Annotated in this window: 12 protein-coding genes; 10 read left to right on the plus strand and 2 right to left on the minus strand. The window is 70.5% G+C overall.

Features of this window, described 5'->3' with window-relative positions; genetic code table 11:
- Positions 1-127: 127 nt before the first annotated feature.
- Positions 128-1,207 carry an ROK family protein gene (locus tag FK267_RS10165; protein WP_070512522.1) on the minus strand — a complete coding sequence of 360 codons (1,080 nt, stop codon included), beginning with the start codon at positions 1,205-1,207 and terminating at the stop codon, positions 128-130.
- A 283-nt stretch (positions 1,208-1,490) separates the two neighbouring features.
- On the opposite strand from FK267_RS10165, the gene FK267_RS10170 reads away from it, so the two are divergent.
- From FK267_RS10170 to FK267_RS10215, 10 genes are all read left to right on the plus strand, one after another.
- Entirely contained in the window at positions 1,491-2,267 is a 777-nt protein-coding gene (locus FK267_RS10170) for a DeoR/GlpR family DNA-binding transcription regulator (RefSeq protein WP_141407093.1), read from the plus strand.
- A 112-nt stretch (positions 2,268-2,379) separates the two neighbouring features.
- Positions 2,380-3,672 carry a glycosyltransferase family protein gene (locus FK267_RS10175; protein ID WP_141407094.1) on the plus strand — a complete coding sequence of 431 codons (1,293 nt, stop codon included), beginning with the start codon at positions 2,380-2,382 and terminating at the stop codon, positions 3,670-3,672.
- Entirely contained in the window at positions 3,669-4,964 is a 1,296-nt protein-coding gene (locus tag FK267_RS10180) for a glycosyltransferase (RefSeq protein WP_141407095.1), read from the plus strand. The genes FK267_RS10175 and FK267_RS10180 overlap by 4 nt, the downstream gene beginning before the upstream one ends.
- A complete protein-coding gene (locus tag FK267_RS10185) occupies positions 4,964-6,133 on the plus strand; it encodes a glycosyltransferase family 4 protein (RefSeq protein ID WP_141407096.1) in 1,170 nt (389 codons plus the stop codon). Before FK267_RS10180 ends, FK267_RS10185 begins: the two co-directional genes overlap by 1 nt.
- 50 nt (positions 6,134-6,183) lie before the next feature.
- Positions 6,184-7,959 (plus strand): ABC transporter ATP-binding protein, encoded by a 1,776-nt coding sequence (locus FK267_RS10190; protein ID WP_141407097.1) that lies wholly within the window; start codon positions 6,184-6,186, stop codon positions 7,957-7,959.
- Entirely contained in the window at positions 7,956-9,173 is a 1,218-nt protein-coding gene (locus FK267_RS10195) for an aminoglycoside phosphotransferase family protein (protein WP_141407098.1), read from the plus strand. Before FK267_RS10190 ends, FK267_RS10195 begins: the two co-directional genes overlap by 4 nt.
- A gap of 32 nt (positions 9,174-9,205) precedes the next feature.
- A complete protein-coding gene (locus FK267_RS10200) occupies positions 9,206-10,267 on the plus strand; it encodes a phosphotransferase (protein ID WP_141407099.1) in 1,062 nt (353 codons plus the stop codon).
- On the plus strand, positions 10,264-11,592 hold the full coding sequence (locus tag FK267_RS10205) for a UDP-glucose dehydrogenase family protein (protein ID WP_141407100.1): 1,329 nt from the start codon (positions 10,264-10,266) through the stop codon (positions 11,590-11,592). The genes FK267_RS10200 and FK267_RS10205 overlap by 4 nt, the downstream gene beginning before the upstream one ends.
- A 74-nt stretch (positions 11,593-11,666) precedes the next feature.
- Positions 11,667-13,196 (plus strand): sensor histidine kinase, encoded by a 1,530-nt coding sequence (locus FK267_RS10210; RefSeq protein ID WP_141407101.1) that lies wholly within the window; start codon positions 11,667-11,669, stop codon positions 13,194-13,196.
- Positions 13,193-13,852: a response regulator transcription factor gene (locus FK267_RS10215; protein WP_009405416.1), complete on the plus strand. Its 660-nt coding sequence runs from the start codon at positions 13,193-13,195 to the stop codon at positions 13,850-13,852. Before FK267_RS10210 ends, FK267_RS10215 begins: the two co-directional genes overlap by 4 nt.
- 33 nt (positions 13,853-13,885) lie before the next feature.
- Here FK267_RS10215 and FK267_RS10220 read toward each other — a convergent pair whose 3' ends face one another.
- Positions 13,886-14,383, minus strand: a complete 498-nt coding sequence (locus tag FK267_RS10220) for a ubiquitin carboxyl-hydrolase (protein ID WP_141407102.1) — start codon at positions 14,381-14,383, stop codon at positions 13,886-13,888.
- Positions 14,384-14,436: the final 53 nt, after the last annotated feature.

A 14,436-nucleotide genomic window follows, 5' to 3' on the forward strand; every position in this document is an offset into this window, starting at 1 on the left:
GCTTGGACAACTACAGTTGGCGAACATACTGCCACGGCCTGCCCCCATTGTGGGTCTCCGCAACGCCATAAGCGAGTTATCAGCCAAGGGCGCAGAGACGCGAGGCGACATTCGGGCTGCTGTCAGGCTACTTCCAGTCGGCCAGTGCGCGCCCCGCCGCCCCCAGCGCCGGCGCGGTCGCCCCGAGCCGGGCCGCCACCAGTCGCGGTGCCGGCAGGTCGCCCACGAGATCCGCCACTCGGCCTCGCAGAGGCTCCAGGAACGCAGCCTCGTCCGCCCGCATCAGCTCGGAGTTGACGACGACGTCGAGGGGTCCGAGCAGGCCCACACCCTGAGCAATGAGCTCAGCCAGGCAGTCCAGGCCGGTGTCCCAGACGCGGCGCGCCTCCCGGTCCCCCGAGGCGATCGCGCCCAGGAGGGACTCCAGCCCCGTGGCGCACTGGGCGAATGACTCATCGGAAGCGTCCTCGCAGCCGCCCGGCTCCGGCGCGGCGGAGCCGAGGGAGCCGGCAGAGTCATCGAGCATGCCGGCGGTGTGCCGCCTGACCATTGCGCACACGGAGGCGACATCCTCCAGGCGGGCCCTCTCCCCGCTCCAGTCCGGATCGGGAACCAGGATCCGACCGACCTGACCGGCCCAGCCCTCACCGAGCACCGGGGCGCCGCCCAGCAGGACGGCGGAGGAGATCCGCTCACCGACCGCCAGATAGAGGCAGTTCCTCCCGGCCGCACCCCACTGGCTCTCGGCCCAGGCGCCGCAACCGGCATCCTGATAGAGCCTCACCTCAAGGCCTCCGGAGAGTCCGGGTGACCCGGAGGCCTGAGACGACAGCGACCGTCTCACCAGACTCACCAACGGGGCGTCCTGCAACCCAAGAGTCTCGCTGCGGCGCACACGCCCCTCGTCCTCGTCGACAACACCGGGCACACTGACTCCGACGACGAGGGCCGCCGCCCCGGACACCTCACCACTGAGGTCATCGGCGAGGCCCGCGCACAAGGACTGGATCGCGCTCCCGATCTCCTGGGCCAGCCGATCGGCGTCTGCACGGCACTGTCTGGGGACCGGCCGCTCCACGGAGGAGATGACACTCCCCCGGCCGTCAGCGACAACCGCGGTGACGGCGTCGGCACTGACATCGACCCCTATGGCGACGACGCCCTCCCCACGGCGGAGGGGCTCGGCAAGGTCAGCGGGACAACCCATATCTTCTCTGTTCTCGGAGGCGGGATGGCGAGCCCACGGGGTCACCACTCCACACAATGACGTGATTGATGTCGACGACAGTAGCAAGGTTTACATCGCGATGTGTCGCCCTCAGGAGGCAACTGGGGACATCCCTGAACTATGCTGACATCGGTACACCGACTACCTGCCGCACGGTCACTAGAATACGGCAAGTGGTTGATGCACAAATCAACCGTGCACCCCCTCCCAGCCCATCCCCTCTCCGTCCCGCACCACCCCCTTGACCCCCAGGAGGATCGAGATGTCTCGGCATGATCGCCATTCGGCCATCCTCGACATCGTCATGGACGAGGGCAGCGTCCATATCGACGACATCATCACGCGGCTGGGGGTCTCAGCGGCCACCGCGCGACGCGACCTCGACCACCTGGCTGACCAGCAGCTGGTCAGCCGTACCCGCGGCGGCGCCATTGCCAACCCCACCTCCACCGAGCCTCCTCTGCGCTACCGCACCTCCAAGATGGCCGATGAGAAGACCCGTATCGCCAAGGCGGCGGCTGCTCTGGTGCACCCGGGCGACTCCATCGGTCTCAACGGCGGCACCACGACCACTGAGGTCGCGCGCGAGATCGCGCTCCTGCCGGCGCTGACCGATCCGGAGGTGCCGGTCACCCTGGTCACCAACGCCGTCAACATCGCCAACGAGATGGCCGTGCGCCAGTGCGTGCGCGTCGTCGTCACCGGGGGGATCGCGCGAGCCCGGTCCTTCGAGCTCACCGGCCCTCTGGCCTCTCTCATCCTTCCCTCGATCAGTGTGGGCACGCTCTTCCTGGGAGTCGAGGGACTTGATGAGAGGGGCGCCTACGCGCAGCACGACGGGGAGGCGGCCATCAACGCCGCACTGGTTGAGGCCGCCGAGCACGTCGTCATCGTGTGTGACAGCTCCAAGCTCGGCAGCACGGCCTTCGCCCTCATCTGCCCCACCTCCAGGATCGACACGGTCATCACCGACGACGGCGCCTGCGCCGACCAGGTCGAGGCCCTGCGGCGAGCCGGAGTCCAGGTGCAGCTGGTCTAGCATCCGACAAACCTGAGAGCTTTCTCATCCACCCCTAATCGTCATCTTCTTCTGGCCGGTCAGGATCGTTTCAGAACGATCCAGAACCGACACCGGGAGAAGAGAGACGATCATGACGAGCGCTCCCCTACGCGTGGCCCTCTACAGCCACGATGCCAAGGGGCTGGGACACCTTCGCCGCAACCTCGCTCTGGCCCACCACCTGGCCCGGGCACTGCCGGGGCTCACCGGCCGTGACGTCACCGGCCTGGTCATCACCGGTCTGGCCCCGGGCCAGGAGTACCGCCTCCCCGACGGCTTCGACTGGCTGGTGCTGCCGGGGATCAAGAAGTCTAAGGGCATCTACCAGCCCCAGCGCCTGCGCATCACCCACGAGGACCTGGGCGAGGTCCGTAGCGCCCTGCTGAACGGCGTCCTGAGCACCTTCGCCCCGGATCTGCTCATCATCGACCGACACGCCTACGGGGTGCACCAGGAGCTGCGCGAGCCCCTGACTCACCTGCGCCGCACTCACCCCTCCGCGCGCGTGGTGCTCGGTCTGCGCGAGGTCCTGGACACCCCCGCAACCGTGCAGCGCGAATGGGATGAGCTCGGCGAGGCCGACACGCTGCGCCGGCTCATCGACGAGGTCTGGGTCTACGGGGACGCCGCGGTCCACGACCTGAGCGCCACCGGCGAGGCCCCGCCTGCGCTGGAGGAGCGGATGCACTACACCGGTTACCTCGCCCACGGTCGCGACATCGCCGAGCCCAGGGACGGCTCCGAGGCCTCACCCGCGTTGGCCGGTAACGCCCTGGACCCCGAGCCCTTCATCCTGACGACCGCCGGTGGCGGCTCCGACGGCATCAACCTGCTGCGTGCCGCCGCGCAGGTACGCGTCCCTGACGGCTACCGGCATGTCGTGGTCACCGGCCCCCAGCTCGACGCCGCCCTGTTCCACCAGGTCGCTCAGGCGGCCGGTCCCCGCACCGTGGTGCGCCGGTCCTGGCCCGGCATGAGTCGTCACATCCAGCAGGCCGCAGCGGTCATCGCGATGGCCGGCTACAACACGGTCACCGAGATCCTCGCCTCCGAGACCCCGGCCCTCCTCGTCCCGCGCGAGACGCCTCGTCTGGAGCAGTTCATCCGGGCCTCCGGCCTGAAGAAGGCGGGCGCCGTCGACCTCCTGAGAGTCACGGATCTGAGTGCCGCAGCGCTGGAGGACCGGCTCTCCGAACTGCTGGGCGACCAGGAGGCCGCCCGTCGCCAGCTGACGGGGCGACGTCGTCTGCGTCTGGACGGCCTGGCCACGGTCCCCCTGCTGGCCGCCGAGCTCATGGACCACCGACATGACGCTCCTACCACGAGCCCGACCTACCTCACCAGCCACGCCACCAGCCTCACCAGGATGGAGATCCCCGCATGAATCCCCCACTCGACACCCACCAGCCCCACCAGGGCGCCCCCCGTATCGGATACGTCCTCAAGGTCTACCCCCGCTTCTCGGAGACCTTCATCGTCACCGAGATCCTGGCCCGCGAGGCCCAGGGCGAGGACCTGAGCATCTATGCGCTGCGTCCCACAACGGACGCGCGCTTCCACCCCGAGATCGCCCGGGTCGCCGCCCGCGTCAACTGGGTGGGCCGGCCGCAGCGGGCCATCGACCTGTGGAGCCAGCTCACCGAGGGCCTGACCCGCCAGGAGGACCGCGAGCGCTTCGCCGCCATCATGCCGGTCCTGGCCGAGCTGCCCGGCGACGTGGTGGCCCAGGGAGTGGAGCTGGCGCGCCAGGCGCGCCGGGACTCCATCACCCACCTGCACGCGCACTTCGCGTCCCTGGCGGGACGGGTGGCGTGGATCGCCTCGGCCGTCACCGGTATTCCCTACACCGTGACCACCCACGCCAAGGACATCTTCCACGAGTCGGTGGACCCGGTGTGGCTGCGCCGGATCTGCGCCGATGCCCAGCGGGTCATCGCCATCAGCCGTTACAACGAGGACTACCTGGGCACCGTCCTGGCGGGCACGGGGGCCACGGTGTCGCTGCGTTACAACGCCCTGGAGCTGGATCGCTTCTCCTACCGTGCCCCGCAGCCGGTGTCCGCCACGAGGGCAGAGCCGCTGCGGGTGTGCGCCGTGGGTCGCCTGGTGCCCAAGAAGGGCTTCGCCGATCTGGTCGAGGCGGTGAGGATCCTGGTGAGCTCGGGGATCGATGTCGAGGTGGAGCTGGCCGGTGACGGCGATGAGCGTGAGCGCCTGACCGAGCAGATCGAGCGCCTGGGGCTGGCCGACAGGATCCGTCTGCTGGGGCCGCTCACGCAGGCGGAGGTGCGAGAGCTGCTGGCGCGCTCGGACGTGTTCGCGGCGCCGTGCATCGAGGCGGCCGACGGCAATATCGACGGTCTGCCCACGGTGGTCCTGGAGGCGATGGCCTGCGGGACGCCGGTGGTGGCCACGGCGGTGTCGGGACTTCCGGAGGTGGTTCACGACGGCGTCACCGGGATTCTCCTTCCCCCGGGTGACCCGGCCTCGCTGGCCGTGGCCCTGCGCGGGATCGCACAGGGCGAGGTGGACATCGTTGCGCTGTCCCGCGGTGCGCGAGCACTGATTGAGGAGCAGTTCGACTCTCGGGCCCAGGCCGCGGTGCTGGCCGCCTGGCAGTCGGGTCCCGTCCCGGCTTCCGGCATGCGCCTGGCCGATCAGGAAGGAGCCGCCTGATGCGCATCGCCTACATCTGCTGCGACCCGGGCATCCCGGTGTTCGGGACCAAGGGCGCCTCGGTACACATTCAGGAGGTCGTTCGCGAGCTGCGGGCCGCCGGCCACGAGGTGGTGCTCTACGCCCTGCGCTCAGGCGAGCACGTGCCCGCCGACCTGACCAATCTCGAACTGCACCTGGAGGCGGTCACCGACGTCTCCCCCGCTGAGCGGGAGCAGGCGCAGGTGCGTGCCGCCCAGAGGATTGCTTCGCGGGTCATCACCGACGGCGCTGACCTGGTTTACGAGCGCTACTCCCTGTTCTCCACGGCTCTGGCCGACATCACGGCGGCCACCGAGGTGCCGGGGGTCCTGGAGGTCAACGCTCCACTGATTGACGAGCAGCATCGTCACCGCTCGCTGGTGGACGCCTCCGGCGCTGAGCAGGCGCTGCGCCGTCAGGTCGGGGCGGCTCGGGTCACGGTGTGCGTCTCGGACCCGGTGGCCGACTGGGTTCGCCGTCGCACCGCCGATGTGCCGGACGCGGAGGCTGTTGCCGCCAGGGTCCACACGGTTCCCAACGGTGTGAGCGTGCGCCGCATCCAGCCTCAGCCGGCGGACCCCGAGCGGGTGGTCGTCACCTTCGTGGGGACGCTCAAGCCCTGGCACGGGGTGGCCGACCTCATCACGGCGGCGGCCCTGGCGCGTCAGCGGTGGAGCCTGCGGATCATCGGCGACGGACCCGAGATGGAGACGCTCCGTGCGCAGGCCGAGCGCCTGGGGGTGGAGGCGGACTTCCGTGGGGCGGTCGCCCCTGAGGAGATTCCCACTCACATGGCGGGTTCAGCGATCGGGGTGGCTCCCTATCCGGATCTGGGGGGTCTGGAGCAGCAGTACTTCTCCCCCATGAAGGTCCTGGAGTACCTGGCCGCGGGGCTGGCGGTCGTGGCCTCCGACGTCGGTCAGATCCCCCAGCTGCTTGAGGAGGGATCGCAGCGCCACGGCGTGCTCGTGGCGCCCTCGGACCCCACGGCGCTGGCCGCGGCCCTGGATGATCTGGCGGCCTCCCCCCAGCGGCGGGCCCGGATGGGGCGTAACGGTCGTCTTCTGGCTGAGGAGCGCCACTCCTGGAATCGGGTCGTCACCCGGATCCTGGGGCTGGCCGGCATCGCTGAGGGTGGTGGGCGGTAATGGCTCCGCTTCCTCGTCGTCACGGGCGCAGTCGAATGCGCCACTCCCCCATGCGACAGACCCTGCGGCTGGTGGGCCCTGATGCCGCACCGCAGTGGCGCCTCATGGCCGGCGGCACCGCGGTGCTTCTGGCGGAGGTGGTCTTCCGGGTGCTGGAGCCCTGGCCGCTGAAGGTCACCATCGACTCACTGGTGGCGGCGCTGGGCCGCCACACGGGCAGCGCCCCCGCCACGGTCTCCTCCCTGGTGGGTCTCGGTATCGCCCTGCTGGCGATCGTGGCCGGGCGGGCGGTGTGCAACTACCTGGCCACCGTGGCCTTCGCCCTGGTGGGCTCGCGCACCGCGGCCTCCCTGCGCAGCCGGGCCTTCCACCACGTCCAGGGCCTGTCCCAGCAGTTCCACGCCCGCAACCGCAGCGCGGACACGGTTCAGCGACTCATCGCCGACGTCAACCGCATGCAGGAGGTGGCTGTCACCGCCGGCCTGCCGATGGCCGCCAACACCTTGACCCTGCTGGTCATGGTCGTAGTCATGGTGTTCCTGGACCCGCTGCTGGCCATGATCGTGCTCCTGGCGGTGGTGGCCTTCATGCTCGCCTCCTCGGGCAACTCGCGGCGGATCTCCGCGGCCTCCCTGCGCAGCCGCAAGTCCGAGGGGAACCTGGCCAACACCGCCCAGGAGGCGCTCGGCGCCATCAAGGTGGTCCAGGCCTACGGTCTGGAGCCACTGCTGCATGAGCGTTTCACAGGCGCCAACACGGTGTCCCTCAGTGAGGGGGTGCGCTCGCGCCGTATCGCCGCGCGCCTGGAGCGCTCCACGGACGTCATCGTCGGCGTGGCCACCGCCGTGGTCATGGTCGGCGGGGGCATCCGGGTCCTGAACGGCGCCATGTCCCCAGGGGATCTGGTGCTCTTCACGACCTACCTGCGCACCACCATGAAGCCGCTTCGGGACATGGCCAAGTACACCGGCCGCATCGCACGGGCGACGGCCTCGGGTGAGCGGGTAGCCGACCTCATGGCGGTCAAGCCCGACATCGTCTCCCCTGCTGACGCCATCGTGCTGGACCGGGTCCACGGCATGATCCACTTCGACCACGTGCACGCCGCCTACGAGGGCCGCCCGGTGCTGCACGGGGTGAACCTGACAGTGGTCCCCGGAGAGCACGTGGCCCTCGTGGGGCCGTCGGGCTCGGGCAAGTCCACCCTGGTGTCCCTGGTAGTGCGGGCCCTGGATCCGACGTCGGGCACGGTGAGCCTGGACGGGCACAGCCTGAACGAGCTCGATCTGCGCTTCCTGCGCTCGCAGGCCTCGGTCCTGCACCAGGAGGCGGTGCTGCTGACCGGCACGATCCGGGAGAACATCCGTCTGGGCCGGCCCAATGCCTCCGACGAGGAGGTGGAGGCGGCCGCACGTGCGGCCCACGCCCACGAGTTCATCACCCAGATGCCCGGCGGCTACGACACGACCGTGGGCGAGCGAGGAGGCACCCTCTCCGGCGGCCAGCGCCAGCGCATCGCCATCGCTCGGGCGCTACTGCGTGACTCGCCGATCGTCATCCTGGATGAGGCGACCACCGGACTGGATCCGGCCTCGACGTCGGCAGTGCTGGAGGCGATCGATGAGCTGGTGGCCGGACGCACGACCCTGACCGTCACCCACGACCCGCAGGCCGCCATGCGCGCCGACCAGGTGGTGTGGATCCAGGACGGGCGCATCCACCTGGAGGGCAGCCCTCAGGACCTCATGGACTCCTCGGCCGACTTCCGTCGGTGGGCGAACAGCCACCTGGCGGACTCCTTCACCCTGGTGGGGAGCGGATCATGACTCCTTCGCTCATCAACGCGACGACCACGGCCGACGCCGTCGCCGCGGTCCTCGACGCCGATCGGCTCAGTAAGCTCCTCGGGCGCCCGGTGCGGGCCGCCAGGCTGCGCATCAAGCCTGAGGTCTCGGTCCTGGTCTCCCTGACGGACCGGAGCACCGGGCTCACCGCGGGCTGGGCCCGCCTGCTCTGGCCGGTCTCGCACTCCAAGGCCGCTCAGGCCGAGCGCCTGGCCGCCTCCCTGGGGCTGCAGCCCCCCGTCACCCGGTCCCTGGACGAGGGCCTGCTGCTGCAGTGCGGTGCGGTCCTCACCGACCCCAAGCTGGCTGAGCCTCTCGCCCAGGCCACGGAGCTGGGGGTGCTGGGCAGCTGGGAGGCCCGGGACGTGCTGCGCTACAACCCCTCACGGCGCCTGGTCCTCCGGGACGGCTCCACGGTTCTGCGGCTGCGAACCGGCGGCGGGGGACCTGCCGACGACGTCCACCGCACCCTGTCCGGGCTCCTCCCGGTCCCCGGTCTGCTCGACTCACAGGCCGTGGCCCAGTGCGAGGGCCGCGTCAGCGTGCAGCAGTGGTGCGGAGACACGAACCTGGCTGACGTCTATGCGGACAACGTTGATGGTCCGGCCACTGCTCAGGGCCTGAAGGAGGCCACCAGGCGTGTGGGGGCTCTGCTGGCCGAACTGCACTCCTGCGCCGGGCAGCTGCCGGCGGACCTCATCGACCGGCTGCCGCATCAGCCTGCCGGCTCCCGGGAGCTGGCCGAGGTCCACGCTCGTCAGCTCGATGTCCTGGCCCCTGAGCTGGCACGCCGGGTACGGGCGGTGAGCGACATGCTGCCCTCCCACCTCCCCGGGACACCGGTTCTCACCCACGGTGATGCCTCCCCCGACCAGGTGCTCTACGAGTACTCGACCGGGCGGATCTGGCTGACCGACTTCGACCGGGTGTGCCTGGCGCCGGCGGCGACGGACCTGGGCTCCTACCTGGCGGAGGCACCGTCCTGTCAGCGGCATGCGCTGCTGGAGGGTTACGCCGTGCACCGGCTGGTACCGAGCGACGAGGAACTGGGGTGGGCGATCGCACTGTCCCGGCTGGCGCGACTGGCCGACCCCCTGCGACGGGCCCACCCGTCCTGGCGTGAGCGCATCGGCGCGGACCTGGCCGCCATCGAGCGCATCGCCCGGTCGCCGGAGAAGGAGGCCAGCTGGGCATGACGGACACGACGAGCACAACACCAAGGACTGAGATGACACAGACGACGGAGGCGGCCGACATGCTCAGCACGCTGCGGGCCATCCCCGGGCTGCGACGGGCCTGGCCCGCCGGCCGGGAATCGGAGCCGGCGAGCGTGAGCATCGAGTGCGTCGACGGCCAGGGCCGTCTGCGCGCCGGGCACGTCACCGTGGGGGGCGCCCCCGACCTGCTGCCCTACGCCAGTGACCCGGCCCTGCCGGCCCTGTCCAGGCAGCTGACCGGGAGACTCGTCGTCCACCGCGCCGGCCGCCGCGCCGTCGTCATGGAGACCTCCCGGGTCCGCAAGATGGTGCGGCCCCACAAGGCCGCCTCCCTGGTGCGGGCCCACACGACCGCCGCCTCGGTGCTGCGGGTCACCGGTCTGAGCACCCCCAGGATCCTCGGCAACGGGGACGACGTCGTTGACCTCGAGCTGCTGCCGGGCCGCAGTCTCGACGAGCTCGGTGACGCCGGCCTGCCCGGGTGGCAACGGCTCACGGAGGCCTGGTCGCTCCTGGGCGATCGTGAGGCGGACCTGCCCGCCCACGGGCCGCGTCAGGAGGCCCAGGTGCTGCAGCGCTGGCTGGCCTCCGCCCGCCGCTGCGGCCTCATCGACCAGCAGGATCTTCTGCACGAGCAGGTGGTGGACACCTGCCTGAGCCTGACAGAGGCGAGCGGGGTGCACGTCATCACCCACCGCGACCTCCACGACGGCCAGCTCCTGTGGGACGGAACCGACCTGTCCCTGCTCGACCTGGATACCGCGGCCATGGCCGAGGCGGCCCTTGACCTGGGCAACCTCTGGGCCCACGCGGATCTCATGGCGGTTCGCGGCCGGATCGGCCCCGAGGCCCACGCCCGGGTCCGCGGGCTGCTCGACGACCTGGCCCGCGCACTGCCCGTGACGGAGCAGCGCCTGGAGACCTACTACCGCTCCTCAGCGCTGCGGCTCGTCTTCGTCCACGCCTTCCGGCCCGCCGCCCACCGGTGGCTGCCGATCTGGGTGCGCCACTGCCTGGGAGACGCCTCCCCCTTCATGTCCCTGGACCTCACCAACGATTGGAACGACTCATGACCACCCCTCTTAAGCTCACCGTCATCGGCTGCGGATACCTCGGTGCCGTCCATGCCGCTGCCATGGCCCACCTGGGACATCACGTCCTGGGGATCGATACGCGACCCGAGCAGGTCGAGGCCCTCTCCCAGGGCCACGCCCCCTTCTATGAGCCCGGGCTGCCCGAGCTGCTGGTCACCGGGGCCCAGCAGGGAGACCTGCGCTTCACCTCAACGCCGACGCCGGCCGAGCTGGCCGAGGCCGACGTCCATTTCATCGCCGTGGGGACCCCGCAGTCCACCACTGGTGGGGAGGCCGACCTGAGCCAGCTGTGGAGCGTGGTCGACATGCTTCACGACGCCCTGCCCGAGGGTGGGCGCAGCCTGGTGGTGGGCAAGTCCACCGTCCCGGTGGGTACCGTCCAGCGGGTGGCCGAGCGCCTGGCCGGACGCGCCCTGGTGCTGTGGAACCCCGAGTTCCTGCGTGAGGGCTTCGCCGTGGCCGACACCCTCCACCCCGACCGCATCGTCTACGGGGTCCCTGCCGATCCCGCCGACGCCCAGGAGGCCCAGGCCGTGCTCGACGCCGTCTACCAGGACCTGCTGGAGGAGGGCATCCCCCGGATCGTCACCGACTACCCCACCGCCGAGCTGGTCAAGACCGCGGCGAACTCCTTCCTGGCCACCAAGATCAGCTTCATCAACGCCATGGCCCACCTGTGCGACACCGCCGGGGCCGACGTCACCGTCCTGGCCGACGCCATCGGCCACGACCCGCGCATCGGTCGGCGATTCCTCCAGGCCGGCGTCGGCTTCGGCGGAGGCTGCCTGCCCAAGGACATCCGGGCGCTGCGGGCCAGCGCCGACCTCCACGGCGCCGTGCACTTGGCGGACCTGCTGGGCCGGGTCGACTCCATCAACCGCGAGCAGCGCGACCGGATCGTCGAGCTGGCCCGCACCCACGTGGGCGGCGACCTGTCCGGTCGGGCGATCACCATCCTGGGGGCGGCCTTCAAGCCCCTGAGCGACGACGTACGCGACTCCCCCGCCCTGGACGTCGCCTCCCGTCTGGCCGACCTCGGGGCCGAGGTCACCGTCTGCGACCCACAGGCCCTGCCCGTGGTGGCCCGCTCCCACCCCCACCTCACCCTGGAGGACGACCCCCGCGCCGCGCTCAAGGGAGCCGAGCTCGTCCTGCTGCTGACCGAGTGGGACCAGTTCGTGGCCCTCGACCCCGTTGAGGCCGCCACCGGCGTCGCCGAACGCGTCATCATCGACGGACGCAACGCCCTGGACCCGGTGACCTGGCGTGAGGCCGGGTGGACCTACGCGGGAGTGGGACGCTGAATCGGGCCGCTCCCGGCTCCGCCCATGCCCGGATCCATGGGGCGGAGCCCAGTGGATCCGGGCACAATGGCGAGGTGACCTCACTGCTGCCCACTCGTACCGTCACCATCGGAACCCGCGTCATGTGGGCGATCGTGCTGGTGGCCGGCATCGCGCTGGTCATGTGCGGGGCGATCGTGTGGGCGCTGGGGCTCTCCAGCGTGTCGGCCGACGCCACCAACCGGCTCGAGCACAGCCGCGACCGGATCCGCCAGCTGGCCGCCGACAGGCAGGACCCCTCCAGCGGTCAGCCCCTGGAGGACGTCTCCGCGGTTCTGCGCACCCACATCCAGCGCACTGCCGAGGGGCGCGGTGAGGCCGAGCTCGGCTTCGTGGGCACCGATGCCAGTACGAAGCTGACCTGGGTCTCCGCAGACAACGTCTCCTTCCGCCCCGAGCAGGACAAGGAGCTGCTCACTCGGGTCTCCTCCCAGGCCGCCGCCTCGGAGTCCGTCATCGAGACGGTGCGCACCCCCACCTCGAGCTACCGGGTCCTCGTTGTCCCGTTGCAGGGCGGCGCCCAGCGCGGCGCACTCGTGCACGTCATCGATCTCAAGGTCGCCGAGTCCCAGCTCCGGCGCACCATGGCCTTCTACGCGGCCGCGGCCGTGTTCACCGTCGCCCTGGTGACGGGTCTGGCCTGGTTCGCCGTCGAGCGGCTCCTGCGCCCCATCGAGCAGCTGCGCCGAGCCACCGAGTCCATCGGCGAGGAGGACCTGACCACCCGGGTACCGGTCAAGGGCCGGGATGACCTGACGGCCCTGGCCGCGGCCGTCAACCGGATGCTCGACCGGGTCCAGACCTCGGTGGAGGCCCAGCGCAACCTGCTGGACGACGTCGGCCACGAGCTGCGCACCCCGATCGCCGTGGTCCGCGGTCACCTCGAGCTCACCGACCCCGCGGACCCCGAGGACGTGCGCCAGACCCAGCTGCTGGCCCTTGACGAGCTCGACCGGATGGGGATGCTCGTGGGCGACCTGATCCTGCTGGCCAAGAGCGTCCAGAGCGACTTCGTCACCCCGGCGGACACGGATGTCGCCGAGCTGACCGAGCTGGTCTTCGACAAGTCCCTCGCCCTGGGTGAGCGCCGCTGGAAGATGGAGTCGGCGGCCTTCACCCGGGCCATGGTCGACCCCACCCGGATCACCCAGGCCTGGCTCCAGCTGGTGGCCAACGCGGTGAGGTACTCCGAGCACTGCTCCACCGTGTCCCTGGGCTCGGCCGTTCGCGACGGCCACCTGCAGATGTGGGTCAGGGACGAAGGCATCGGGATCGCCCCTGAGGACATCGACCTGGTGCGCCAGCGGTTCAAGCGCACCGCCGGTGCTCAGAAGCTCGCCTCTGGAACGGGACTGGGGCTCAGTATCGTCGAGACAATCGTCGCAGCTCACGGCGGGAGGCTGGACATACTCTCTGAGGTGGGCCGAGGATCGGTGTTCACCATGGTGATCCCTCTCAGGCCCCCCACCGCCGTGGCCTCCTCCCGAGGCGACGCCCTCGCACCTGCCGGGGACTCGCTCCCCGCTCAGCCCCCGACAGCCTCCCGAAGGAGTCACTCACCATGAGCCGCATCCTCATCGTTGAGGACGAGCCCCGCATCGTCGCCTTCCTCACCAAGGGTCTCAAGGCGGCCGGGTTCACCCCCCACACCACCGCCGAGGGCGGGCAGGCCGTGGCCCTGGCGGTCCAGGAGGACTTCGACCTCATCATCCTGGATGTGGGCCTGCCCGACATCGACGGCTTCGAGGTGCTCCAGCAGCTACGCGGCCAAGGAGTGGGAACGCCGGTCATCATGCTCACGGCGCGCTCCTCGGTGGCCGACCGCGTCGCCGGCCTGGAGGGCGGCGCGGACGACTACATGCCCAAGCCCTTCTCCTTCGAAGAGCTCCTGGCCCGCATTCGGGTACGGCTGCGCCCGGATGCCACCGGCCCTGACCAGATGCGCCTGACCCACCGCGACATGGTTCTGGACCTGCGCACCCGCACCCTGACACTGGAGGGCAGGACCGTGGAGCTCTCCGCCAGGGAGTTCGCCCTGGCCGAGACCTTCATGCGCCACCCCGGTCAGGTCCTCAGCCGCGAGCAGCTGCTGAGCGCCGTGTGGGGGCTGGACTTCGACCCCGGCTCCAACGTGGTGGAGGTCTATGTCTCCTACCTGCGCAACAAGCTGGGAAGGCAGCGGGTGGAGACCGTGCGCGGCATGGGCTACCGGCTCATCTGATCCGCGGCGCCGGCCGTCTCGTCAGCCGTCCGCTCAGTCATCGTCGCGGTCGTCGTCATCGGCTTCCTTCACACCGTTCCTGGCCGGCTTCTTGTCGTCGTCATCATCGTCCACATCGGTGCGTCCGGGGGCGGCCGGTGCGGTGGTCCCGGCCGGGGCAGCCGGTGCGGCGGGGGCCGGCTGGCGATGGCCGTGGTCGACGGCGACAGGCGGGTCGGGCTCCACCGCCTGAGGCGCGTGCCCCTGCGTCGAGGAGTCCGATGAGGTCCAGGAGTCCGCCGCGGAGTCGCCGGACTCGTGCCGGGTGGAGCCGGCACCGCCGCCGGCAGTCGAGCTCTGCGTGGCCGTCACAGAGGACTGGGACGAGGTGACCCGTGGGGTTGCCGTCAGGACGATTCCCGGTTCCTTCGCGGACTCGGCGGGGTGGGAGAAGACCATGCGGGTGACTGCGAGCAGGAGACCCGCGGTCACGATGACAACGGTGGTGGCCACGACGCGGCCACGTCCGAAACGATGCAGCAGACTCGCCATTCCAGCGTCCCCCTTCTGCCCGGCTCTGGCTTGACGGGACCTGCCCGACTTTT

Origin of the sequence: Actinomyces oris, from assembly GCF_006546825.1 — a bacterium.
GTDB lineage: Bacteria > Actinomycetota > Actinomycetes > Actinomycetales > Actinomycetaceae > Actinomyces > Actinomyces oris.